This is a genomic window from Acinetobacter bouvetii DSM 14964 = CIP 107468, from assembly GCF_000368865.1.
Classification (GTDB): domain Bacteria; phylum Pseudomonadota; class Gammaproteobacteria; order Pseudomonadales; family Moraxellaceae; genus Acinetobacter; species Acinetobacter bouvetii.
Map to the genome: position 1 here is coordinate 25,717 of NZ_KB849725.1, position 23,011 is coordinate 48,727.

At 46.4% G+C, this 23,011-nt stretch carries 21 protein-coding genes and 1 pseudogene; 13 read left to right on the forward strand and 9 right to left on the reverse strand.

Annotated elements, in window-relative coordinates; genetic code table 11:
• Positions 1–59 precede the first annotated feature (59 nt).
• On the forward strand, positions 60–1,415 hold the full coding sequence (mnmE, locus tag F941_RS00120; protein ID WP_005006489.1) for a tRNA uridine-5-carboxymethylaminomethyl(34) synthesis GTPase MnmE: 1,356 nt from the start codon (positions 60–62) through the stop codon (positions 1,413–1,415).
• 57 nt (positions 1,416–1,472) lie between these two features.
• On the opposite strand, the gene F941_RS00125 is transcribed toward mnmE, so the two are convergent.
• Together F941_RS00125 and F941_RS00130 are read right to left on the reverse strand one after the other, a co-directional pair.
• Entirely contained in the window at positions 1,473–2,654 is a 1,182-nt protein-coding gene (locus F941_RS00125) for an MFS transporter (RefSeq protein WP_026253374.1), read from the reverse strand.
• Positions 2,655–2,778: 124 nt separating this feature from the next.
• On the reverse strand, positions 2,779–3,045 hold the full coding sequence (locus F941_RS00130; RefSeq protein WP_005006494.1) for a metal/formaldehyde-sensitive transcriptional repressor: 267 nt from the start codon (positions 3,043–3,045) through the stop codon (positions 2,779–2,781).
• Between the two features lie 54 nt (positions 3,046–3,099).
• On the opposite strand from F941_RS00130, the gene dmeF reads away from it, so the two are divergent.
• Positions 3,100–4,089 (forward strand): CDF family Co(II)/Ni(II) efflux transporter DmeF, encoded by a 990-nt coding sequence (dmeF, locus tag F941_RS00135; protein WP_005006496.1) that lies wholly within the window; start codon positions 3,100–3,102, stop codon positions 4,087–4,089.
• Between the two features lie 126 nt (positions 4,090–4,215).
• Entirely contained in the window at positions 4,216–4,917 is a 702-nt protein-coding gene (locus tag F941_RS00140) for a DsbC family protein (protein ID WP_026253375.1), read from the forward strand.
• Positions 4,918–5,011: 94 nt separating this feature from the next.
• Here the strand turns inward: F941_RS00140 and F941_RS00145 are convergent, their stop codons facing one another.
• The 3 genes from F941_RS00145 to guaD form a co-directional block, all read right to left on the reverse strand.
• Positions 5,012–5,269, reverse strand: coding sequence for a GlsB/YeaQ/YmgE family stress response membrane protein (locus F941_RS00145; RefSeq protein WP_005006500.1), 258 nt, complete (start codon positions 5,267–5,269; stop codon positions 5,012–5,014).
• Positions 5,270–5,448: 179 nt separating this feature from the next.
• A complete protein-coding gene (gene hpt / locus F941_RS00150; RefSeq protein WP_005006503.1) occupies positions 5,449–5,976 on the reverse strand; it encodes a hypoxanthine phosphoribosyltransferase in 528 nt (175 codons plus the stop codon).
• Positions 5,977–6,194: 218 nt separating this feature from the next.
• Entirely contained in the window at positions 6,195–7,520 is a 1,326-nt protein-coding gene (gene guaD, locus F941_RS00155) for a guanine deaminase (protein WP_005006505.1), read from the reverse strand.
• Positions 7,521–7,623: 103 nt separating this feature from the next.
• On the opposite strand from guaD, the gene F941_RS00160 reads away from it, so the two are divergent.
• Entirely contained in the window at positions 7,624–8,208 is a 585-nt protein-coding gene (locus tag F941_RS00160; RefSeq protein WP_005006508.1) for a nucleotidyltransferase family protein, read from the forward strand.
• A 78-nt stretch (positions 8,209–8,286) separates the two neighbouring features.
• On the opposite strand, the gene F941_RS00165 is transcribed toward F941_RS00160, so the two are convergent.
• Both F941_RS00165 and F941_RS00170 read right to left on the reverse strand, forming a co-directional pair.
• The gene (locus F941_RS00165; RefSeq protein WP_005006510.1) at positions 8,287–9,252 is read right to left on the reverse strand and encodes a TerC family protein; all 966 of its coding nucleotides are present in this window, start codon (positions 9,250–9,252) and stop codon (positions 8,287–8,289) included.
• A gap of 314 nt (positions 9,253–9,566) precedes the next feature.
• Positions 9,567–10,775, reverse strand: coding sequence for a sugar transporter (locus F941_RS00170; protein ID WP_005006513.1), 1,209 nt, complete (start codon positions 10,773–10,775; stop codon positions 9,567–9,569).
• A gap of 129 nt (positions 10,776–10,904) precedes the next feature.
• Here F941_RS00170 and F941_RS00175 point away from each other — a divergent pair, with 129 nt between their 5' ends.
• From F941_RS00175 to F941_RS00185, 3 genes are all read left to right on the forward strand, one after another.
• The gene (locus F941_RS00175; protein WP_005006515.1) at positions 10,905–11,186 is read left to right on the forward strand and encodes a GNAT family N-acetyltransferase; all 282 of its coding nucleotides are present in this window, start codon (positions 10,905–10,907) and stop codon (positions 11,184–11,186) included.
• Between the two features lie 344 nt (positions 11,187–11,530).
• Positions 11,531–11,815 carry a GNAT family N-acetyltransferase gene (locus F941_RS00180; protein WP_005006517.1) on the forward strand — a complete coding sequence of 95 codons (285 nt, stop codon included), beginning with the start codon at positions 11,531–11,533 and terminating at the stop codon, positions 11,813–11,815.
• Positions 11,816–11,926: 111 nt separating this feature from the next.
• Positions 11,927–12,283 (forward strand): hypothetical protein, encoded by a 357-nt coding sequence (locus F941_RS00185; RefSeq protein WP_005006520.1) that lies wholly within the window; start codon positions 11,927–11,929, stop codon positions 12,281–12,283.
• Positions 12,284–12,342: 59 nt separating this feature from the next.
• Here the strand turns inward: F941_RS00185 and mpl are convergent, their stop codons facing one another.
• On the reverse strand, positions 12,343–13,710 hold the full coding sequence (gene mpl / locus F941_RS00190) for a UDP-N-acetylmuramate:L-alanyl-gamma-D-glutamyl-meso-diaminopimelate ligase (RefSeq protein ID WP_005006522.1): 1,368 nt from the start codon (positions 13,708–13,710) through the stop codon (positions 12,343–12,345).
• A 253-nt stretch (positions 13,711–13,963) separates the two neighbouring features.
• Here mpl and F941_RS00195 point away from each other — a divergent pair, with 253 nt between their 5' ends.
• The 4 genes from F941_RS00195 (at position 13,964) to F941_RS00215 (ending at position 18,324) form a co-directional block, all read left to right on the forward strand.
• Positions 13,964–14,302 (forward strand): DMT family protein, encoded by a 339-nt coding sequence (locus F941_RS00195; RefSeq protein ID WP_005006524.1) that lies wholly within the window; start codon positions 13,964–13,966, stop codon positions 14,300–14,302.
• Positions 14,303–14,597: 295 nt separating this feature from the next.
• Positions 14,598–15,110, forward strand: coding sequence for a 5-(carboxyamino)imidazole ribonucleotide mutase (gene purE / locus F941_RS00205; protein ID WP_018572700.1), 513 nt, complete (start codon positions 14,598–14,600; stop codon positions 15,108–15,110).
• A gap of 15 nt (positions 15,111–15,125) precedes the next feature.
• Positions 15,126–16,247, forward strand: coding sequence for a 5-(carboxyamino)imidazole ribonucleotide synthase (locus tag F941_RS00210; RefSeq protein WP_005006526.1), 1,122 nt, complete (start codon positions 15,126–15,128; stop codon positions 16,245–16,247).
• 793 nt (positions 16,248–17,040) lie between these two features.
• Positions 17,041–18,324 (forward strand): lytic murein transglycosylase, encoded by a 1,284-nt coding sequence (locus F941_RS00215; protein ID WP_005006527.1) that lies wholly within the window; start codon positions 17,041–17,043, stop codon positions 18,322–18,324.
• A gap of 74 nt (positions 18,325–18,398) precedes the next feature.
• Here the strand turns inward: F941_RS00215 and F941_RS00220 are convergent, their stop codons facing one another.
• The gene (locus F941_RS00220; protein ID WP_005006528.1) at positions 18,399–19,526 is read right to left on the reverse strand and encodes an anhydro-N-acetylmuramic acid kinase; all 1,128 of its coding nucleotides are present in this window, start codon (positions 19,524–19,526) and stop codon (positions 18,399–18,401) included.
• 63 nt (positions 19,527–19,589) lie between these two features.
• On the opposite strand from F941_RS00220, the gene tyrS reads away from it, so the two are divergent.
• Both tyrS and F941_RS16655 read left to right on the forward strand, forming a co-directional pair.
• Positions 19,590–21,026: a tyrosine--tRNA ligase gene (gene tyrS / locus F941_RS00225; RefSeq protein WP_005006529.1), complete on the forward strand. Its 1,437-nt coding sequence runs from the start codon at positions 19,590–19,592 to the stop codon at positions 21,024–21,026.
• Between the two features lie 32 nt (positions 21,027–21,058).
• Positions 21,059–21,248: pseudogene (locus F941_RS16655) on the forward strand (tyrosine--tRNA ligase); the annotation flags it as partial.
• Positions 21,249–23,011 lie beyond the last annotated feature (1,763 nt).

Genomic DNA, 23,011 nt, shown 5'->3' on the forward strand with positions numbered 1-23,011 from the left:
AGGCGGATTTTTCTTTGCCTGTCATTTTAGATTTTGAGGTAGATATTTAGGTGAGTACCATGCAAAACCGAACCACGATTGCTGCAATTGCAACTCCGCCAGGACGTGGCGGCGTCGGGGTGATTCGCCTGTCTGGGCCAAAATCTTATGCCATTGCAGAAGCGCTGAGCCAAACGGCGCTGCCGAAAGCGCGCTATGCCGGTTTCCGCAAGTTTTTGGATGAGCGCGGAGAAGTGATGGATGAAGGCTTGGTAATTTGCTTTCCAAATCCGCACTCATTTACCGGTGAAGATGTGGTGGAGCTGCAGGGGCATGGCGGGCCTGTGATTCAAAATGCTTTGCTGGCGCGCTTATTGGAATTGGGCGCAACAGCAGCCAAAGCGGGCGAATTTTCGATGCGCGCTTTTGAAAATGGCAAGATGGATTTGGTGCAGGCGGAAGCGATTGCTGATTTGATTGATGCGACCTCTCAGGCGGCTGCCCGTTCGGCCGTACGTTCTTTGCAAGGCGCATTTTCCAGCAAAGTCAATACGGTGCTGGAAAACTTAATTCATCTGCGCCTGCATGTGGAAGCGGCTATTGATTTTCCTGAAGAAGAAATCGACTTTTTGGCCGATGGTAAAATTTTAAAATTGCTGGATGACGTGCGTGACTCAGTGACTGCGGTGCAGCAGTCTGCGCGGCAAGGGCAATTGCTGCGGGAAGGCCTGCAGGTGGTGATTGCCGGCAAGCCGAATGCCGGAAAATCCTCACTGCTGAATACCTTGGCCGGTGTGGAACGCGCTATTGTGACGGATATTGCAGGTACTACACGTGATGTGCTGCATGAGAAAATCACTTTAAATGGCTTGCCGATTACCCTGACCGATACTGCTGGCTTGCGCGAAACGGGCGATGTGGTGGAAAAAGAAGGCATCCGCCGCGCCATTAAAGAAATTGAACAGGCTGATTTGCTGCTGCTGGTGTATGACCTGAGTCAGGGGGAAGACCCGCTTGAACTGGCTAAAAACTATTTTGCGGAACATATTGAACCTAAACGGTTGATGCTGATAGGCAACAAATGTGATTTAACGGGTGCCGCGCCCGCGTTAGCCGATTATCAGGGCTTCCGCAGTATTACGGTGTCAGCCAAGCTGGAAACAGGTGTTCAGGCGCTGGTAGATGCGATTACAGCGCATGCAGGCTTCCAGCCAGAAGAAGACACCTTTATTGCCCGTACGCGCCATTTGGACGCAATGAAGCGCACTCAGCACTATCTTGCTGAAGCGCGTGAACAGCTGACGGTTTATCATGCTGGTGAATTGGTGGCTGAATCCCTGCGCCTTGCTCAAAATGCGCTGGGCGAGATTACCGGTGATTTCAGCGCAGATGATTTGTTGGGCAAGATCTTCGGTTCATTCTGTATTGGAAAGTAAAATTCCAAGCATAGAAAAGCCCTCGGATGAGGGCATTTTTTATGGCTGAAAATCAGCTTAATGCTGCAAAGGGGCCTGCAGCCTGCGCTGAAAAATCAGCAAAATGAAACACAGCGCCCCAACCGCTGTGCAGAAGCCTAAAATGCCGGCGGCAAAACCGAAATGGTCGGAGAGATAGCCTACCCCGATAATCGGCAGAATTGTGCCTAAATAGGCGACAAATAAGTACGTCGACATAACGGCTGCGCGGTTTTCTGGCTGGGTCATGCCGTGAATCATGCCGAAAGCGCCCAGCAGCCCTAAGCCATGGCCCATGCCGGCGGCAAAAACACTGATGAAAAACAGTATGCTCCAATGCATGTAAACACAAAGTGACAGCAGCATGCAGCCTATAATCAATGAGAGCAGGCCGGTATTTAATGCTTTGCGCGGATTCATTTTCTTGGCGGTAAACTGAGACAGCGCAGACACCAGTAAAATGCTGGCAATTGCAGTCCCGCTGACCATGGGCCCATGCCAGGGAATAATATCCTTCACAAAAGAGGGCGCCAGTGATGCAAATAAGCTGAATGATGCAAAAGCGCTGAAAGCGGTAAAGCCTGCAATATAGAACAGGCCATGATATTGGGCTTCAGGCAGCTGCAAATGCGGCGCGATGGAAAAAGGCTGTTTCTGCGTCGGCACATGTTTGACGGAAAATAGGCTGACTAAACAGACAATAGCCCCAGCAATAACGGGCAAATACGGGGTCATTAATGGCCTTGCTGAAAATTGCGCAATGATGCCGCCAATCAAAGGCCCTAAGCCAAAGCCGATAACGGTAATAATGGAACTGAGCTGCGGCGCGCTCTGCTTATGGCTGTCTGGAATGGTGTAAATCAGCCCGAGCATTGCAGATGTGCTGATTAAGCCTGAAGCAATGCCGATCAGAAAGCGGGCAAAAGACAGGCTCAGCGCATTGGGAGAAATAGCGGACAATGCCAGGCCTGCAATCACAAACAGCATGCCGGCCTGCAGCGTTCTTAAAAAGCCGAAGCTGTTGCTGGCCCGGCCCAGAAACAGCAGCGTAGCCATGCAGCCGAACATATAAGCCACAAAAATATAAGTGATATGGCTGGGCAGCAGCTGCCACAGTTCCTGATAAATCGGGTACAGCGGACTGGCCAGCGCCGTACCGATGGTCCCCATAATCAGGGCAAGGCTGACCATAATGAATGGGCGCCAGGATTGAGAATTCATCATGAAGAAAGCCGCAGGATATTGCATTCAGCTGAGCTAAAAATGCAAGCAGTGAGAAAGGAGAGGATTATTTAAGCAGTGTACTGGCGATCGGCTTCCCGGGTCAATTTATCCTGCAAAAAACTTAGCCATACCTTTTCAGCAGTTTCATAAATTCGGCCAGTTCCGCTTCATTGACGGCCGCATCGGCGCCGATGACATGATGGCGCAAATGCGCTTCAATCAATTCATTCATTAGGCCGTTCACAGCCCCTTTAATTGCGGCAGCCTGCTGCAGTACGGCAATGCATTCCGCATGGGGCTGCTGCAAAGACTGTTCAACAGCATTCAGCTGACCCTGCAGGCGCTTTACGCGGTTTAATATTTTTTTATCCTGATGCAAATGGCTCACATGCGGCTCCAAAAACAAATATACTATTGGGGAGTATAGGTTAAGTGATTGAAAATGAATATTTCCCCATCTTCACGAATTCACACTCATCAGTTTGATGAAGGCAATCCGCTGGCGCAGAAACGCATTCTGCTGGCCGCTATTCTAACGGCAGTCATGATGCTGTTAGAAGTGGCGGGCGGATGGATTTTCAATTCCATGGCCTTGCTGGCGGATGGCTGGCATATGAGCTCGCACATGCTGGCGCTGGGATTGGCCTATATGGCATACCGCGCAGCGCGGCATTATGCGCGGGATGCGCGCTTCAGTTTCGGTACATGGAAAATTGAAATTCTCGCAGGCTACAGCAGTGCGATTTTATTAATTGTCGTGGCTATTTTTATGGCCTTTCATTCTGCAGAACGGCTGATGTTCCCTGTGCCGATACATTATGACGAAGCGATTCCTATTGCGGTATTGGGCTTAATTGTGAATCTGGTGTGTGCGTGGCTGCTGCATGATCACCATCACCATCACCATCACCATCACCATCACCATCATCATCACCATCACGAGCACGAGCACGAGCACGAGCACGAGCACGAGCATGGGCAGGATCACGGCGCCCATCATGGCCATCATTATGATTTGAATCAAAAAGCTGCCTTTTTACATGTGGTTGCAGATGCCGTGACGTCAGTTTTAGCGATTATTGCGCTGATTGCCGGAAAATATATGGGCTGGAGCTTTCTGGATGCGCTGCTGGGGATTGCCGGCGCGGTATTGGTGGCGCGCTGGGCGGTTGGCCTAATTCAGGAAACTGGAAAAACCTTGCTGGATGCAGAAATGGATCATCCTGTTGTGGAAGAAATCCGTGAGGTGATTGAAGACTTGCCTGTTGCAGCCAAAATTACCGATTTGCATGTTTGGAAAGTCGCAAAAGGCAAGTTTTCCTGTATTTTAGCGCTGGAAACAGCGGAGGAACTGACTGCAGATCAAGTCCGTCATGCCTTGACGGTCCATGATGAAATTGTGCATGTTTCGGTCGAGATTAATCCGCTTTAATCAGAGCAGCGCTGTTCCACGTGAAACAGCGCTGCTGTTGTCTTTCCGTAAGCCTTGGAAAAAAATCTGTGTGATTGGCGATATTCCAAGTACACTTTGGCGCAAGAAACTTACATGGTGTATGTCATGATGAAAAAAATGGGTGCGCTGTTTTTAGCAGGCATGCTGTCACAGTGGGCAATGGCGGATGCTGCATCGGTGCAAAGCCAGCTGCAGAAAAACTATCCTTCATTGAAAATTGAAAATATTAAAACCACTGAGATGCCCGGCATTTACAGCGGTTCAGTCGGTGATCAGATTATCTATACCGGTGAGGGCGCTGAGCATATTTTAGTGGGTTCCATGATCCGGCTGAAAGATCAGAAAAATTTAACCAATACGCTGATGCTGTCGCAAAATCAGGCGGATTGGAAAAAATTGCCGTTAAAAGATGCGATTAAAAGCGTGCGAGGAAATGGCAAACGCCAGCTCGCGGTCTTTTCTGACCCAAATTGCCCGTATTGCAAACAGCTTGAAGTAGAGCTGAGCAAGCTGAATGATGTCACCCTTTATACTTTTGTCCTGCCGCTGAAAGCGCAGTCAGTTGCGCCGTCCAAGCAGCTGTTTTGTGAGAAAGATCAGGCTTATGCATGGACAAATTTGATCTCTAAAGGCGTTCAGCCCAGCAGCCAAAAAAGCTGCGCGAACCCGATCGAGCGCAATATTCAGCTGGCGAAAAATTTAGGCGTGAATGGCACGCCGGCGATTATTTTTTCAAACGGCACCAAGCTGATGGGCGCCTACCCGGCTGCTGAAATTGAAAAAATCTGGCAAGAATTGGGCTTATAAAATAAAAGCGGAACCGCTTTATTTTCTATAAAAAATCCCCTGCTGCTGACGGGGGATTTTTTTATAGGTGAATTTCAGACTGACTGATTTCAGTTCAAGCAGAAGTTTTTTTGGAAACCGTATTGTAAATAAACAGAATCACCAGCGCGCCAATGACCGAAGCGATAAAGCCGGCTGCAGAATTTTCACCATACCATCCCAGCAAGCGGCCGCCGTAAGTGGCGAGCAGCGAACCGGCAATACCCAGCAATGTTGTCACAATAAACCCGGCTTTATCGTCTCCAGGGTGAATGGCGCGGGCAATTAAACCGGCAACAAAGCCGACAACGATTGCCACAATAAGTGACCACATGAGTATTCTCCTTTTTTATCATGCCTTTGTTATTGCATCATGCACATGCTTTTATCTTGGAATAGATAGACATGAAGGAAAAGGCAGGTTCAGCTAAGAACTGTTGTTTTTTTGTTCGGTGTTTTTTAAATATAAAAAAAGCAGCCAACGGCCGCTTTTTCGCATCCGAATAGTCTGTATTACAGGCCAATCTCGCCAATAAATGGAATATGACGGTATTTTTGATCAAAGTCTAATCCATAGCCGACAATAAATTTGTCTTCCACTTCAAAGCCGAGGAAACGCACGTCTAAGTCAATTTCACGGCGTGACGGCTTGCTGACCAGTGTGCAGAGTTCAATAGAATTCGGACCGCGGGTTTGTAAAATTTCCAGAACTTTGCTTAAGGTATTGCCTGAATCGATAATATCTTCGACCACCAAAACATCTTTGCCCCGGATATCGCCGTCTAAATCTTTTAAAATTTTCACATCGCGGGTAGAGGCGGTTCCGCTGCCATAGCTCGAGACTGTCATAAAGTCGAGTTCATGCGGCTTGGCAATTGCGCGGCATAAATCCGCCATAAAAATGACAGAGCCGCGCAGCAGGCCAATCAATACCAGTTCTTTGCTGCTGTTGGCATAATGTGCATCAATGATAGCGCCAAGCTCTTTGACTTTAGCTTGAATTTCTTCAGTGGAAATCAATACGCTCATTTGAACAGTCATGGGTAGATACCTAAAAAAATCAAAAACATCAAAATAAAAAAGGCGTTGACCAGCAACACCTCTAAAGATGCCCTGATTTTAATACAACTTCAGGGGGGATGCATCTTTTTTGCCGATGAAAATGTAATCGCTGCGGCGCAGCAGCGGTGCCGAGCTTTAGAGTTTGCAGCCTGCCCAGCCGCAGAATAGCGCGGCTGGGCTCATATTCAGATTGCTGTTCAGGCTGTTGCTGTTTTGAGATAAGCGCGCTGTCCGTAAATATACGTTGCATGTATATTGCGGTCATCGCCCATCATCATCAGGGCAAACAGGCTGTCTTCCAGACCTTTGGCGCGTGATTGGCGCAGCTGCTGCAAAGCTGTCGGCTGAAGGTCCAGCACCGCAAAGTCCGCTTCTTTGCCTAGATTGAAATTGCCCAGCTTCTCCGCTAAATCCAGCGCTTTGGCGCCGCCCAGCGTCGCATGATACAGCGCTTCAAATGCAGAGAGCTTATCGCCCTGCAGCTGCTGGACTTTATAGGCTTCTTGAATGGTCTGCAGCTGATTGAAGGATGTGCCTGCGCCAATATCTGTGCCCAGCCCGACTTTGACCTGCTTGTCCCACGTTTTCTTTAAGGGAAATAGGCCGCTGCCCAAGAACAGGTTGGAGGTTGGGCAGAAGGCAATCGCAGAATCTGTCTGATGCATGCAGTCCCACTCATGCTCTTCTAAATGCACGCAGTGTGCAAATACAGAACGCGAACCTGTTAAGCCATAGTGACGGTATACATCTAAATAGCCATTTTGTTCTGGATACAGTTCTTTCACCCAGGCAATTTCATTCTTATTTTCACTTAAATGGGTATGCACATACACATCCGGGTATTCGGCTTTGAGCTCCCCTGCCCGCGCCAGCTGTTTGGGGGTTGAGGTTGGCGCAAAGCGCGGCGTGATGGCATACAGATTCCGGCCTTTGCCGTGCCATTTTTCAATTAAGGCTTTTGAATCGCTGTAAGCGCCATCTGCAGTATCACAAAGCGCGTCTGGCGCATGGCGGTCCATCATGACTTTACCGGCAATTAAACGCATTTGATGCTGTTCTGCAGCTGCAAAGAGTGCATCAACCGATTGCGGATGCACGGTGCAGAACACCAGCGCGGTGGTGGTGCCGTTTTTCAGCAGCTCCTGCACAAAAAATGCAGCGATTTTCTGTGCATAGGCTGGGTCAGAAAACTGCATTTCGGTCGGAAAAGTATAGGTATTCAGCCATTCCAGCAGCTGTTCGCCGTATGCGCCGATCATTTCAGTTTGCGGGAAATGGATGTGGGTGTCGATAAAGCCCGGAACAATCAGCTGATCGGGATAGTGCTGCACCTGAACCTGTTCAGGGATCAGGCGCTGCCCTTTATCCCATGGGCCAAACCATTGGATGATGCCATTTTCACTGAGAAGTAAACCATCTTCTACATATCGCACTTGGTCGTGAATTTCACGCGCTTGGGCAACCGTATTCTGAATATCGAGGAAGCGGCCGCGAACCGCCGTCGTTGCAATTACAGAAGACATTGATAACCTGCGTTTTTGAATTTTTTCGGTTGATTGTACCGTAAAATGGGCTTCACTTCGCTTCTATTGCTGTTTCAAACTATGCAGGGTACCGATCAAAATCATGCCGCAGCCTTTTTCTAAATCATCCTATACCGCGCAGCTCAAAGCGTTTATTGCAGCGCATCATGAACTCATGCAGATCCTGCAGGCTTTGCGTGAAATTGAAGCTCAGGCCTATTTGGCGGCTGGGGTGATCCGCAACAGCATTTGGGCGCAGCTGCATGAACAGGCTTATCCGCTGCATCAGACTGAAATTGATGTGGTGTATTTTGATGCGCAGGAGAATGGAACAGGTGAACAGCAGATCCGTAACAAGCTGGAAACAGCATTTCCTGACATGCTGTGGGATGTTGTCAATCAGGCTCGGGTGCACCATTGGTACCGCATGGACAATGGCAATAGCATTGCGCCCTTTTCTTCTTTGGCTCAGGCTTTGGCGGTGTGGCCTGAAACAGCAACGGCTGTTGCAGTGCAGCTGGATGCTTCGGGGCAGCTTAAAATCATCGCGCCCTTAGGGCTGCAGGATTTATTTGAACTGAAGTTAAGATGGAATCCCGCTATGGTCAGCTATGCCGTATTTCAGCGCAGGCTGAACGATAAAGCATTTTTAACGAGATGGCCTGAATTGCAGCTGATTTCTAGCTAAGCGGAGATGAGAAAGCCCTCCTTGCGGAAGGCTTTTTTTGACTTATTCAGCAGCTCATGGCTGAACAGCAGTTAAGCATTACAGCGTTGTTTCATTGTGTTTCTTGCTGTGGCGGATCGATAGCCATGCCGTAATGCCAAGCGTGATGACGATAAATCCGAGTGAAATCCAGATTGGCATATGGAATACATCCAGCATCAGCATTTTAAAGCCGATAAAGAGCAGAATCAGGCCCAAGCCATACGGCAGGTAATGCATTTTGGATGCTGCGCCGGACAGCAGGAAGAACATGGCGCGCAGGCCTAAAATCGCCATCAAGTTTGCGGTTAAGACAATAAACGGATCGGTGGTAACGGCAAAGATGGCCGGAATGGAATCAACCGCAAAAATGACATCGGATGCTTCCACTAAAATCAGCACTAAAAATAAGGGGGTTGCCCAGAGCATGCCATTTTGGCGGACAAAGAATTTATCGCCTTGCATTTGCGGCGTAATGCGCAGGTGCTTGCGCAGCCATTTTAAAATGGCCATATCTTCAATATTTTTCTCTTCATCATCCTGCCCTTTCAGGAATTTGAAGCCGGTGTATACCAGGAATGCGCCGAAGATATACAGCACCCAGGAGAATTCCTGAACGAACCATGCGCCAATAAAAATAAAGACCGTGCGCAGGACAATGGCGCCTAAGACCCCGTAGAGTAAAAGCTTTCGCTGCAGCGCAGGCGGAATGGCAAAGGCGGCGAAAATCATCAGCCAGACAAAAACGTTATCGACCGCGAGGGATTTTTCTAAAAGGTAGCCGGCAAAATATTCCATCACCTTGGTATTGGCTATGGCGATGCCTGCAGTCTGCTGCAGATACAGCCAGAGTCCGCCGCCGAACAGCGCAGCCACAGATACCCAGGCAATGCTCCAGCAGGCTGCGGTTTTGACTTTGACTTCTTGGCCCTGACTGTTTCTAAAGCCTAAAAAGTCGATGATAAGCATGACAGCCACTAGGCCGAAAAATGCCAGATACAGCCACAAAGTGCCGATCGTTTCCATGTGAATCCTCCACATCTGACAATCGGCCATAAAAAAACCTTGACCTGCTGCCAGATGAATAAAAACATCTGTGACAACATGATCAAGGTCTTGCCTACATTGTCATCTTGAAAATGATCAATGCTCAGATACCGACTTTTTGCAAAGTGTAATGACGATATTCTGACACGCATCCACTCAAAAGAGTAAAGCGTTTGGAGGAGGCTACTCCCCTTGTTCAGCTAAATTCTGTTTTTGGACAGCGTCCAAATTTGGCTAAATGATGGCAGATTTTTAAGCAATAAGCAAATTTTGCCGTCTAAATTTCTGCAGCTTTATCGGTGTGGAGCTGCGGGCGCGCTAAAGTCACGGCGCTGCACCAGCACGATTGCCAATAATGTGCCAAATACCGCAATAAGGCCGCCGGCCATGCCAATATTGGACAGGCTGGAATGGATCGAGACCATGCCGCCCAGCAAGGCTCCGCCGCCGATGCCGATATTGTACAAGCCTGAATAGATCGCCATGGCGACATCAGTGGCATCGGAGGCCAGATTCAGCGTTTTAGCCTGCAGGGCTAAACTGAAGCCAATGATGCCGACTCCCCAGATGAGGCACAAAACACTGAAAGTACCGAAGCTGTGGGAAAGGGAAAGCATGAGCAGCATGGACACTGCCAAAAAAGCGGTAAATAGCGGAATCGCCAAGCGTGGAAATTTTGCGCCGAATTTGCTGAATAAATAAGAGCCGATAAAGCCTGCTCCGCCGTATATCAGCAGCAAGGCGGTGGTTTCAGCAGAGCTGAACGCGGCGATATTCAGCGCAAACGGCTCAATATAGCTGTAAGCGGTAAATTGCGCTGTAATCACAATCGCGGTTAAGGCAAAGACCATCATCAGGCTGGGCCGTTTGACAAAATCTTTTAAACTGCTGAGTGAGCCTGAATTTTGGCTGGGCAGCTTGGGCAATGTTTTGGCTAAAGTCAGGCAAACGGCTAAGGCGCCGAAGGCAATTAAAGCGAAAGTATTGCGCCAGCCATAGCTTTCACCAATCAAGCGGCCAAAAGGAATGCCCAGCACCATGGCCAGCGCTGTGCCGGTGGCCAATAAGCCTAAAGCTTGAAACTCTTTGCCTTTCGGCGCGACACGGACGGCCAAAGAGGCGGTAATGGCCCAAAACAGCGCATGTGAAAACGCGATCCCAATCCGGCTGATCAGCAGCACATTGAAACTCCATGCCGCATAAGACAGCACATGGCTGGCAATAAATATGGCAAACAGGCCAATCAATAGGAAACGCCGTTCAATGTTTTTGGTCAGCAGCATAATGGGCAATGAAATCGGCGCGACAATCCATGCATACAGCGTGATCATAATGCCGGCATCTGTCGCCGCCATATCAAAACTTTGGCCAATGTCGCTGAGCAAGGCGACTGGAATAAATTCGGTGGTATTGAAAATAAAAGCCGCAAAGGCAAGCGTAATTACGCTGATCCATTGACGGAATTCATTGGGTTGGTCACTGGGAGATGCAGCAGATGACATGAATTATGCATCCAAAAAAATATCCGCTTATTTTAAGGAGATGGTTTTGAATTGTTAAGCGCTATTGAATTGGCGGGCGGATTTGAATACAACAAAAGACGGAATAGCCAGACTGAGGAAAAGTAAACAATGATTGTGCAGCAGGATGATAATGGAAAAAAAGGCGCATTCTTTATAGAGCAAAATCATCAGCGCTTAGCTGAAATGACCTATTCATGGGCAGGCGCAGATAAATTGATTATTGATCATACGGATGTCAGCGATACGCTGCGCGGACAAGGCGTTGGGCGCCATTTGCTGGATGCGGCTGTACAGTTTGCCCGAGACCGCCAAATCAAAATTATGCCGCTCTGCCCTTTTGCCAAGTCGGTTTTTGCTAAAGATCCATCGATACGGGATGTACTGCTTTAAAATCCAAAAAACCTCCAGTCTGTATAGGGGGCAGATTGAAGGTTTTTTGAAAACTTTTGATGCCGTACAGCTGCGGCTGGCATCATGCTGTATCGGCTTTAGAAACGCGATTTGTACATCGAAATGCCCAGCAGCAAGGCAATCAGCAATAGAAACAGGACAGCAATCAGATAAATATCCATACATGGCACCCTTGAAAAATTTAAAAATAAATCATAATTTTGCAAACATACTTTAAGGTCGGGCCATTCAATTTTATATCCCTGAAATTGGGTATTTTTAAGCGTTAATCAGGGAAAACGTCTAATATTTCAAATTTTTAAATCTTGAGGTTTCATAGAATCATGCAAATACAGCATATTGATAACGGTATAAAAGGCGAATTTTTTATCAGCAATGAGGCGGGTCAGCATATTGCGGAAATCAGCTATATTTGGCGGGATGGCACAACCATTGATGCCAACCATACATGGGTGGATGATTCACTGCGCGGGCAAGGCGTGGCGCGTTTGCTGTTGGATACTCTGGTCGATTTTTCACGTGAGAATAACCTTAAAATTATCCCGACCTGCTCTTATGTTGATGTGATGTTTCGCCGTGAGAAAAGTTTTGAGGATGTTGCGGCTTAAGTATTCGATATTCATCGCGGTTCTAACTATTAAGCTAAAATGAGACCGATACCGCGCCATTGCAGTTCTAATTTGGACGTTGCAGCGCTGAAGATAGTGGAATTAAAGTATATGAAGACGCTTTTATTGATTGCCCTATTCTGCTCAGTTTTCCCTTTATTGCATGCTGAAGATTGTGTAAAAATTGAGGAAAAGGCCGAACAAAAAGAAGTTCAGATCATTCCGCGCTGGGGTATGAAAGTGATTGCTCCAACCAGAGTGTATTTCCATTCTGCACCGAGCAATGCGTGTAAAATCAGAGATCTGTTCATGATTAAAAATGACCATATCACTGCTTATAGCACTTATGATGATGGTCAAGAACAGTGGGTTTCGATCATGTATTTCAGCAAGCGCTTGGGAGACACGGTTCAAGGCTGGGCAAAACTGAAAGACTTTGAATATACCGGTACTATGTCTGGTTTTTAATTGAATAAGCTTGTAAAAAAAACCCGCTATATGCGGGTTTTTTTACAAGCGGTACCCGCTTATTTTGCGTTTAAAGCATTGATCAGCTTCTGATGCAGTCCGCCAAAGCCGCCGTTCGACATGATCACCACTGCATCACCCTCGCCTGCTTCTGCAGTCACAGTTTGAATGATGTCATCCAATGAGCGCGCGACCACAGCTTTGTTTGGCGCAGCCTCAATCACAGGCTGCAAGTCCCAGTCCAAACCTTCAGGCTGGTACCAGATCACTTCATCGGCCAAGCGGGCAGAATGCGCCAAACTATCTTTGTGGCTGCCCATGCGCATAGTGTTTGAACGCGGTTCAATAATCGCCCACAACTTACGCTCGCCTAAACGCTTGCGTGCGCCTTCCAGCGTAGTATCAATTGCGGTTGGGTGATGGGCAAAGTCATCATACACTTCAACACCACGCACCGTGCCTAAAAGCTCCATACGGCGCTTGACGCCGCCAAAGTTTGACAGCGCTTCACAGGCAGTTTCAATCGATACACCCACATGTTCTGCTGCGGCAATCGTCGCCAAAGCATTGGCCACGCTGTGCTGGCCGGTCATATTCCATTTCACTTCGCCTTTTACGGCATCGTGCTGCAGCACTTTAAAGTGTGAACCGTCCGCAGACAGCTGTTCTGCATACAGTTCAGATTTGTCATTGGCATCCAGCGACGTGCGCACTACAGGTGTCCAGCAGCCCATTTCCAGCACTTCATCAATATTGCTTTCCGTAATCGGCGTAATAATCCGGCCTTCGCTTGGGATGGTGCGCACCAGATGATGGAATTGTTTTTGGATGGCAGCCAAGTCATCAAAAATATCGGCATGGTCAAATTCAAGGTTATTCAAAATCGCGGTTTTAGGATGGTAATGCACGAATTTCGAACGCTTATCAAAAAATGCAGAGTCGTATTCATCGGCTTCGACACAGAAGTATTTGCCGCCGCCTAAGCGTGCGCTTTCGCTGAAACCTAAAGGCACTCCGCCAATTAAGAACCCTGGGTTTAAGCCCGCTTGATCCAGCACCCAGGCCAGCATGGTGGTGGTGGTGGTTTTGCCATGCGTGCCTGCAACGCCTAAAACATGCTTGCCTTGCAGCACATGATCGGCCAAAAACTGCGGGCCGGAAATGTAAGGCAGGCCTTCATTCAGCATATATTCCACGGCATCAATGCCGCGTTTCATGGCGTTGCCGACAATGACTAAATCCGGATGCGGCTGCAAATGGCTGCGGTCGTAGCCTTGCATTAAGGTAATGCCTGCATTTTCAAGCTGGGTAGACATTGGCGGATAAACATTCGCATCAGAACCCGTGACTTTATGGCCTAAATCCCGCGCCAAAAGTGCCAGCGAGCCCATAAAGGTGCCGCAAATACCCAAAATATGCAGATGCATATGCTTAACTCCACTGCTCTATAGACACATCACTTCATTATTGTGGTGTTGTCGTGATTAATTCGATTTGAAGGCAACGATAGCAAGGGTTTTAGTGAAAAGATAGTTTTTCTTGTATCTATTCAGGCGTTTTTAAAAGCATTTTTAAATCTGCCATTTCTACCGGTTTTTCCGCATTGGCGCTGCATGTAAAACGCATGCATTTTTGGCAGAACAACGTAAACTATGAGGCGGTAATTTCGGATGCTTAATTATGGCCCTTCCCCTTTTATTGCTGATCATTTCAAACTGCTTTATGACCTTGGCTTGGTATGGCCATTTAAAATTTCTGCACGGCGCGCCGCTGTGGCAAGCGATTTTATTTGGCTGGGTGATTGCCCTGCTGGAATACAGCTTTATGATTCCTGCGACACGCCTGTTGGCGCAGCACGGCTGGTCGATGGGACAGATGAAAATCACGCAGGAAGCGGTCACGCTGCTGGTGTTTGTGCCTTTTATGATTTTTCTGTTTAAGCAGCCGTTTAAGCTGGATTATTTATGGGCGGGCGGCTGCCTTTTAGGCTGTATTTATTTTGTGTTCAGAAGCCAATGACTGGGCACGAAGCATTTAAGCGCAAGGCTGAAAAAAATCCGTCAGCGCTGATCGCAAGGCGGTCTTCAGATTGGATGCAAGGCTGTAAAAGCCGCCGTGCAATCTGCAAAACAGCCGGCAATTATTCCAATCATCAGAATTTCGGCTTCATTTCATTAAAAAAGAATAAAAATGCGTGTTGATGGTGAAGGTAAAATTTTGGCGAGATGAAAATTCAGTCTATAATACGGGGCTCTTATTAAAGCTTGGCTCTAGTCGAGATTTATCTCTCTTAATTATCTCTGGAAACATTGCAATGAATGCGGCCGCTTCACAAGACACTCCTCTCGTTGGAATTATCATGGGTTCTCAATCTGATTGGGCAACTTTAGAAAACACTGCCAATATGCTGAAACAGCTTGGCGTTCCATTTGAAGCGGAGGTTGTGTCAGCGCACCGTACTCCAGACCGTTTATTTGAATATGCGGAAACCGCGCGTGACCGCGGCATTCAGGTGATTATTGCCGGTGCAGGCGGCGCTGCGCATTTGCCGGGCATGTGCGCAGCGAAGACTGACCTGCCTGTACTGGGTGTTCCAGTCAAATCATCTATTTTAAACGGTGTAGATTCATTGCTGTCTATCGTGCAGATGCCTGCAGGCATTGCAGTAGGCACTTTAGCCATTGGCCCTGCCGGCGCAACCAATGCAGCCATCATGGCGGCGCAAATTTTAGGTTTAACGCGTCCAGACATTGCAAAAAATGTGGCTGATTTCCGCGCTGCGCAAACTGAAAAAGTTGCCGGCAATAATATTCCGGGCCAAGCTTAAAACGGGACATACATCATGGATAAAACCATCGGTATTTTTGGCGGCGGCCAGCTGGGCCGCATGATGGCGCAGGCAGCATTGCCGCTGAATATTCAATGCACCTTCTTTGAAGCCAATACAGACTGCCCTTCGGCAGCTTTAGGTCCAGTCTATTCAGCCAAAGCGGAAAATGGCTTAAGCGAATTTATCGCAAGCGCAGACGTGTTCAGCTTAGAATTTGAAAATACGCCATTGGCTGATGTCGATGTGCTAACTAAAAACAAAACGCTGCATCCGCCGCGTCAGGCTTTAGCCATTGCGCAGCATCGTTTGTCAGAAAAAGCGTTATTTGATGAGCTGGCGATTCCTGTTGCGCCGTATAAAGCCGTGACTTCACTTGAGCAGCTGAAAAGCGCTGCCGCTGAATTAGGCTTGCCGCTGGTTTTAAAAACCTCTCGCGGCGGCTATGACGGCAAAGGACAGTTTGTTTTACGCAGCGAAGATCAGATGGATCAGGCGTGGGCTGAACTCGGCCCTGCTGGCGAATTGATTGCAGAAAGTTTTGTGACCTTCTCGCGTGAAGTGTCGATTATTGCCGTGCGCGGTCAAAACGGCGATGTGAAAACGTGGTCATTGGCTGAAAACCATCATCATAATGGCATCTTGTCGCATTCCATTGTCCCTGCGCCCAACAGTGCAGATTTACAGCCGGTTGCGCAAGACTACATTACCCGCCTGCTCAATCATTTGAATTATATCGGTGTGCTGACTTTAGAACTGTTTGTCACAGACAAAGGTCTCTATGCCAATGAGATGGCGCCGCGCGTGCATAACTCCGGCCATTGGTCGATTGAAGGCGCGGTTTGTTCACAGTTTGAAAACCACATCCGCGCCGTGGCGGGTTTGCCGTTAGGCTCAACAGCTGTTGTACGCCCGACAGTAATGGTGAACATTATTGGACTGCATCCAAAAACTGCAGATGTGCTGGCTTTGGAAGGCGCGCATTTGCATTTATATAACAAGTCTGAGCGTGAAGGCCGTAAAATTGGCCACATTACGCTGATGCCGAATGACAGTGCCGAATTAACGGCTTTATGCCGCCAATTGGCGAAAATTCTGCCGAATCCATTGGCGCTGAGCGAAGATATGACCATCTAAAGCTGTAGTTGCTGTTAAAAAAAGCGATCACAAGAGTGGTCGCTTTTTTATTTGGATTCATTCAGGCATGATGGCGCCACTTTGCAAAAAAGTGGCCGTTAATCGGATCAGAATGAAAATAAATTGCCTGCTTTTTATCCGTTTAGATAAAATCGGAGCATAGAAAAATAAACGGAAAGCAAAATAAAGCGAATTTTTCGCAAGAATACGACTTTTAAAATATGGCCCGCAATTGAATGCGGCGCTGATTTTGACCTAAAAAAACTGAAACAGCAGAGATCTCAGTCAGCTTGGGCTGTGGATATCTTTTTGGGCGTGTTTTGAATTTAAAAATAGAAGTAAAAAGTTTGAATTCAAAAGCCAATTTTAAATTTAAATCGGATGTTTAAATTTAAAATGAATTTAAAAGTTTTGGCGCCGTTTGAATTTAAATTCAAAAACAATAAATTTAAAGGTAAATAAATGAATTCAAAGTTTTGAATTTAAAAAATACCGAGCTTGAGTTTTGATGCTTGTGATTTTATATGGCGTTGATTGTTAAAGCTAAAGAACAATTGTGGATAAATGAATTTAAAAGGGCTTTGTTGAATTTAAAGTGTTTGCTGAGCCAGAGATGCTTTTTGAATTCAAAATCTGAAATGCGCAGCGCTGTGGATAAGTGGTTTTAAATTTAAAAGATGCTTTTGAATTTAAACCAGAATGAATATTCATTTACGCTTTGATTCAGAAAAGCGGAATTGAAAGTGTTAAGGTAAAAAGCATAGTTTAGATATCAAGAATCATTAGGGATTTTATGCACCGTTTTGCTTTTCTTTTCGGTTCAGTTTTTTTAGCGGCGACTCAGGCGAATGCTGAGCTCATTATTAATGGTCAAAAAGTTGCGGGCAGTTCAAATGTTGCAACCTCCGATTATAGCCCTCAGAATTCATTTCAAGGCTGTATTGCCAATTTAAAAAGCCAAGCGATGGCGAATGGCGTGTCTGCGTCCACTTATGACCGCTACACGCAAAATTTAACGCCTGATTATTCTGTGATTGAAAAATTAAATTACCAGCCGGAATTTTCCACGCCGATTTGGGATTATTTGTCAGGCTTGGTGGATGATGAGCGTGTTGCAGTGGGTCAGCAAAAATTGGCGCAGCATCGTGAAGTGCTGAATCGTGTAGCATCAATTTACGGTGTGCCTGCGGAAACCGTGGTTGCGGTATGGGGTGTGGAAAGCAATTTTGGCGCTATTTCAGGTTCTTATCCTTTACTGCAGTCTTTGGGAACGTTGAGCTGTGAAGGACGCCGCCAAAGCTATTTCCGCGGTGAGTTTTTTGCTGCGATGCGCATTTTGCAGCGTGGCGATTTAACTGAATCACAGCTCAAAGGCTCATGGGCAGGCGCGTTTGGCCATACCCAGTTTATGCCATCGACGTATGAAGAGCTGGCGGTAGATTTTGATGGCGATGGACGCCGTGATTTGGTGTCGAGCACCGCTGATGCTTTGGCATCGACTGCCAATTTCCTCAAAAAGCGCGGCTGGCAATCCGGACAGCCGTGGGGATTTGAAGTGAAAAATCCGCAAGCGGCTTCTCTCAGCGGTGAAAGCCGCCGCAATAAAAAGCCGCTGTCTTACTGGATGCAAAATGGCTTGGTGCGTACAGATGGCTCAGCGTTAATTCAAGGCGGTTTATCCTCTAGCTCACAAGCGGGGCTGATGGCGCCTGCAGGCGCCAATGGCCCGCTGTTTCTAGTCTTTAAAAATTTTGATGCGATCTACAGTTATAACGCAGCGGAAAGTTATGCCTTGGCGATTGCGCATTTATCTGACCGTTTACAGGGGCAAGGCGCTTTCAGTACACCATGGCCTACGGATGATGCGGGCACTTCACGCGCAGAGCGCCGTGAAATTCAGCAGTATTTATTGAATAAAGGCTATGATATTGGCGCTGTGGATGGCTTAATCGGCGACAAAACCCGTCAGGCAATCCGTCAAGAGCAGGTAAAGTTTGGTTTAAGCCCAACAGGGCGGGCCGGACAGCAGATTCTGCGTGTGATCCGCAGCGAAAATGCCAGAACAATGATGCACTGATTATAAAGTTAAAGTGATTTGTGTGAAAAAGGCCTGCTGAACAGCAGGCCTTTTGCTTTAAATTGCCATAGTGCTTAGACGGCAGTGATGGTTCCTAGGATGCGGTAGCCTTCAGCGCCTGTGACGGCAGGCAAGTTGCCCGCCAGCTGATGCATGAAACGCATGGCCAGCCATGCAAAAGCCGCGGCTTCAACCCAAGTTGGGCTCAGGCCTAAATCTGCTGTGCTTTGCACGGTCCATTGATGTTTGCGCAGGCGCCAGCGCAGCTGCTCCAGCAAATGTGAATTGTAAGCGCCGCCGCCGCAGACATAGACTTCACCGGTTGGCATGCCTGAGCGGTAAATGGCTTTTTTAATGGCGCGGGTGGTCAGCTTCATTAAGGTCGCTTGAATGTTTTCCGGCGTATCTTCCAGCTCGTCATATTCCGAGTCGTTATGCCAGTCTAAAATCTGTTCATCCAGCCATTCTAAATTGAAATCTTCACGGCCGGTGCTTTTCGGAGGTTCTTTTGAGAAGAATTCATGCGCCTGCAGGCGGTCTAATAAGCTGCGGATGGGGGTGCCATACGCGGCCCAATTGCCATTTTCATCATAAGGCTGGCCTGTATAGCGGTGGCACCATGCATCCATCAAAATATTGGCAGGGCCTGTGTCAAAGCCGTAAACACCTTCAGGATTGCCTGCTGGCAATAAGCTGACATTGGCGATGCCGCCTAGGTTCAAGATGACGCGATGAATGCTTTCATGCTGGAACATATCTTGGTGAAACGCAGGAACCAGCGGCGCGCCTTGACCGCCGGCAGCCATATCGCGGCGGCGGAAGTCTGAAATCACAGGGATTTGGGTGATTTCAGTAATGATATTCGGATCGCCAATTTGCAGGGTAAAGCCATGTTCCGGACGGTGGCGGATGGTTTGACCATGCGAACCGACCGCTTTGATTTGACTGCGGTCTAGCTGATTTTCTTTAATGAGGCGGTTAATGCCTTCACCAATCATTTTTGCCAGTGCAACATCGGCTTGCCCCATGCGGTCAATTTCATTATCGCCAGGCAAGGTCAAGGCCATCAGTTCATCGCGCAGATCGGGATCAAATTCGAGCGTGAGGGTTGCATGAAGCTGCAAAGGGTTAAAGGAAGCAGCGGCAATATCGACACCATCCATGCTGGTGCCGGTCATCACGCCAATATAGATCGCGGTCATGATTATTCTTAAGCCTGCAATGTGCTGAAAAAGTGTTAGTATATCGCACAAATTGAATAACTGATGTGTTTGGGTTTTGTGATGTCAAATTTCCTGCCGGCTGAAGAACAACTTGCTCTCATTCAACGAGGCACGCATGAAATTATTTCTGAAGAAGATCTTCTGAAGAAATTAAAAGAAAATCGTCCTTTAAAAATTAAAGCGGGCTTTGACCCGACTGCGCCTGACTTGCACTTGGGGCATACAGTTTTAATTAATAAACTTAAAGTTTTTCAAGACTTAGGTCATGATGTGACCTTCCTGATCGGTGACTATACCGCAATGATCGGCGACCCGACAGGCAAGAGCGCGACACGTCCGCCTTTGTCGCGTGAACAGGTGCTGGAAAATGCCAAAACTTATCAAGAACAGGTCTTTAAAATTCTTGATCCGAATAAAACCAAAGTGCGTTTTAACTCTGAATGGTTTGCAGAGAAAACAGCGGCAGACCTTATTCAGCTGGCATCTCAGCAGACCGTGGCGCGCATGCTGGAACGCGATGACTTCACCAAGCGTTATAACAGCCATCAGCCGATTGCAATTCATGAGTTTTTGTATCCATTGGTTCAAGGCTATGACTCGATTGCCCTTGAGGCGGATGTTGAGTTGGGCGGCACAGACCAAACCTTTAACTTATTGATGGGGCGTACACTTCAGGGCCGCTATGATCAGGAAGCGCAGGTCTGCATTACGGTGCCCATCCTTGAGGGCTTAGACGGTGTGAATAAAATGTCTAAGTCTTTAGGTAACTATATTGGGGTATTTGATGCGCCAGGCGCAATGTACCAAAAAGTGCTGTCTATGCCGGATGCTTTGATTGAGCGTTATTTTGAGCTTTTAAGCTTTAAATCAATTGAAGAGATTCAGCAGCTGTTAAAAGAAGTGGCAGAGGGCCGCAACCCGCAAGAAGTGAAGAAAATTCTAGCACTTGAGTTGGTAGAGCGTTTTCACGGTGCAGAAGCTGCAAAAAATGCACATAAAGGTGCAGGGAATCGTATTATTGAGGGTGAGATACCTGAAGATATAGAGACTGTTGATGTTAATTTTATCGTGGATGTTCCTTATTTAGTTTCAGTCATTAATAGAGCAAGGTTAACGAAAAGCTCAGCTCAAACGAAAGATGCATTAAAACGTGGTGCTGTTAGGGTTAATGGGGATGTTGTAAATAATCCTCAAATAGAGCTTCTTCATGGTAATGAATATATTATTCAGGTTGGGAAAAAAGCAATTAAAAAGGTTCGCATTATACAATCCAGTTTTATTCAACATATGAGTGTCTCTGAGGTAGGTGAGTGTTTCGAGTTGGATGTGATTTTTGAAAAATCAAATTTAATCTATACATATATTATTTCTCCTAATTTAAAATTAGAGTTTGATGAATTATTATCTGATGATAGTAGAGGGAAATGGTTTAATAAAAAGGTGAAAGATCAGATCAGTTTCACAAGTAGACCTCAATAAAATTAGTTTACGTCACCTGACCGTTTAGGCTTTTTACGGATAAAAATTTTATTGTCTCTATTTTACGGGCAGCGGGCCTTGTGAAAAAATGCTGCACAAGCGAAAGATGCGGTTAAAGTGGATTGGGAGTAGGTAGATGCCGGTTTCTCAGTTGCTGAAAATAAAACTTTGATTGTTCAGGCGAGTAAAAAAGCGATTGCAAAAGTTATTTTTGTTGATTAGTTTTTATTTAAGTTATTGATAAAAAAGCAGGCTTCGGCCTGTTTTTTTATTAAAATTATTATATTAATAAATCAAATAAGTAAATTCAAAAAAAACCTTATAAAAACAAGAGTTAAATTTTGCCAATCAGCTTGCATTTTATTTTGGTTATGTATAAGATTTATCCATCTAGAGAATGTGTATAAAAACATATCTAGAGGGTAGAAATAACAAAAAAACTCCACAAGTTTTTCAGTCTCTTCCCCAAGGGACTCTTTTTTGTGAATTTTAAAAATAACTATAATAACAGCGATGGATCGAGTAAAGATTCAACTCCAAGGAAGAGATTTTGGGAGAGATCTCTTCCTTTTTTATTGCCTGCATTTATATATAAGTGGATCTATCAAACCGATCTTTCAGCAAATGGCTGAGGCAGGCATTATTTGGTGGCGAACCGAATAAAGCTGACTTTGGGCAGCGGCTGCTTCACCAGAGCTGTATCCCTTACGAATGCCGATAATGTCTCCTAATGCAAGCTATGATGAAATCATAGCAATGCTGACTAAGACCATATCGCTATAGGTTTTGCAGCTGCCGAAATCTGCATCAAATCGCTATGACACTGCCGCATACAAGCCTTCACCCGCTAAAAATACCAAATTGACTTTCATAATTAGGCAAACGCCCGCAGCGGTCATGAGGCCGCTGAATAGGCATGCTACTATTTACAGGGCATAGTGATGAATGTTCCAGTCTTGTGTAATACATCAGGCTGTCTATCAGGGCGCCAAAGACCATTCCTGCAGGTAGCTGCAGCTATTATTGATGCTATTGAAAATTTTTTCCCAGCGAAATCATGTGCAGCGCATTCATAAGAATATGTATCAGAACAGTCAGTGTTCCGATCGATCTATCTAAAATAAAACTGCAGCTGTAAGGCATAGATGAAACAGGTGATGTTCCTCAATTTGAATGTATAGACAGCACCACGCCAAAAGCCATCAGTGCCAGGTCAGAAATCAGCAGTGCGAAGCGGGAAATAAAATGCGCAGGCATATCAGTCAAGTTTTGGAACAAAAATGCAGTGTATGAGAAAGAGCATGGCCGCTCTATGCGCCTAAAGGATAAAAACAGCGCTGTAATAAAAATGATATTTAGAAAATAGCATTGTGCACTGTAAGCCAGTGACCGTGAAAATAAGGCCTTGGCTTGCAATCCATAAGAATTAAAGTATTGACGGCACGGCTGTGTCATTGATTTTGATCTTTGCCTGCTGCAAATGCTCGAGGCAGGCAAGTGCTGATTAGCGTCATGCGATTTTAGCAGCGTGCATTTTTTTATTCACGGACATTTATGCTCCTTTAAACAAAGCCTTTAAAAATTTCAGGCTATTTTGAAGAAATAGCCTTGGAATTTTTTTGCACCCATCGCAGAATTTATAAAAATAATTTCAAATAAATAAACTTTATCTGCTTAAAATGATTAAAAAATAGGTGAAAAAGCGATTTTTTTGCCAAATTTGTAGAAAAAAAAGACACACGTGAACAATATCGTTAATTAGCGCTTGCAAAGATTCAGAAATGCTCTAGAATGCACCCCATACCGACGAGATAGACGGAAACGAACGAAGCGCGAAGCGCTGAGTTGTTGAGTATATCGAAGTCCAGCGCTTAATACTGACGAAGTATTAAGAAGATCATTAAGAGATTATGAAGAACAACTTGTGTGGATTTTTACTGGTTGATTGATCGAAATTATTTTCATTGATTGATGGTAGAAATTAC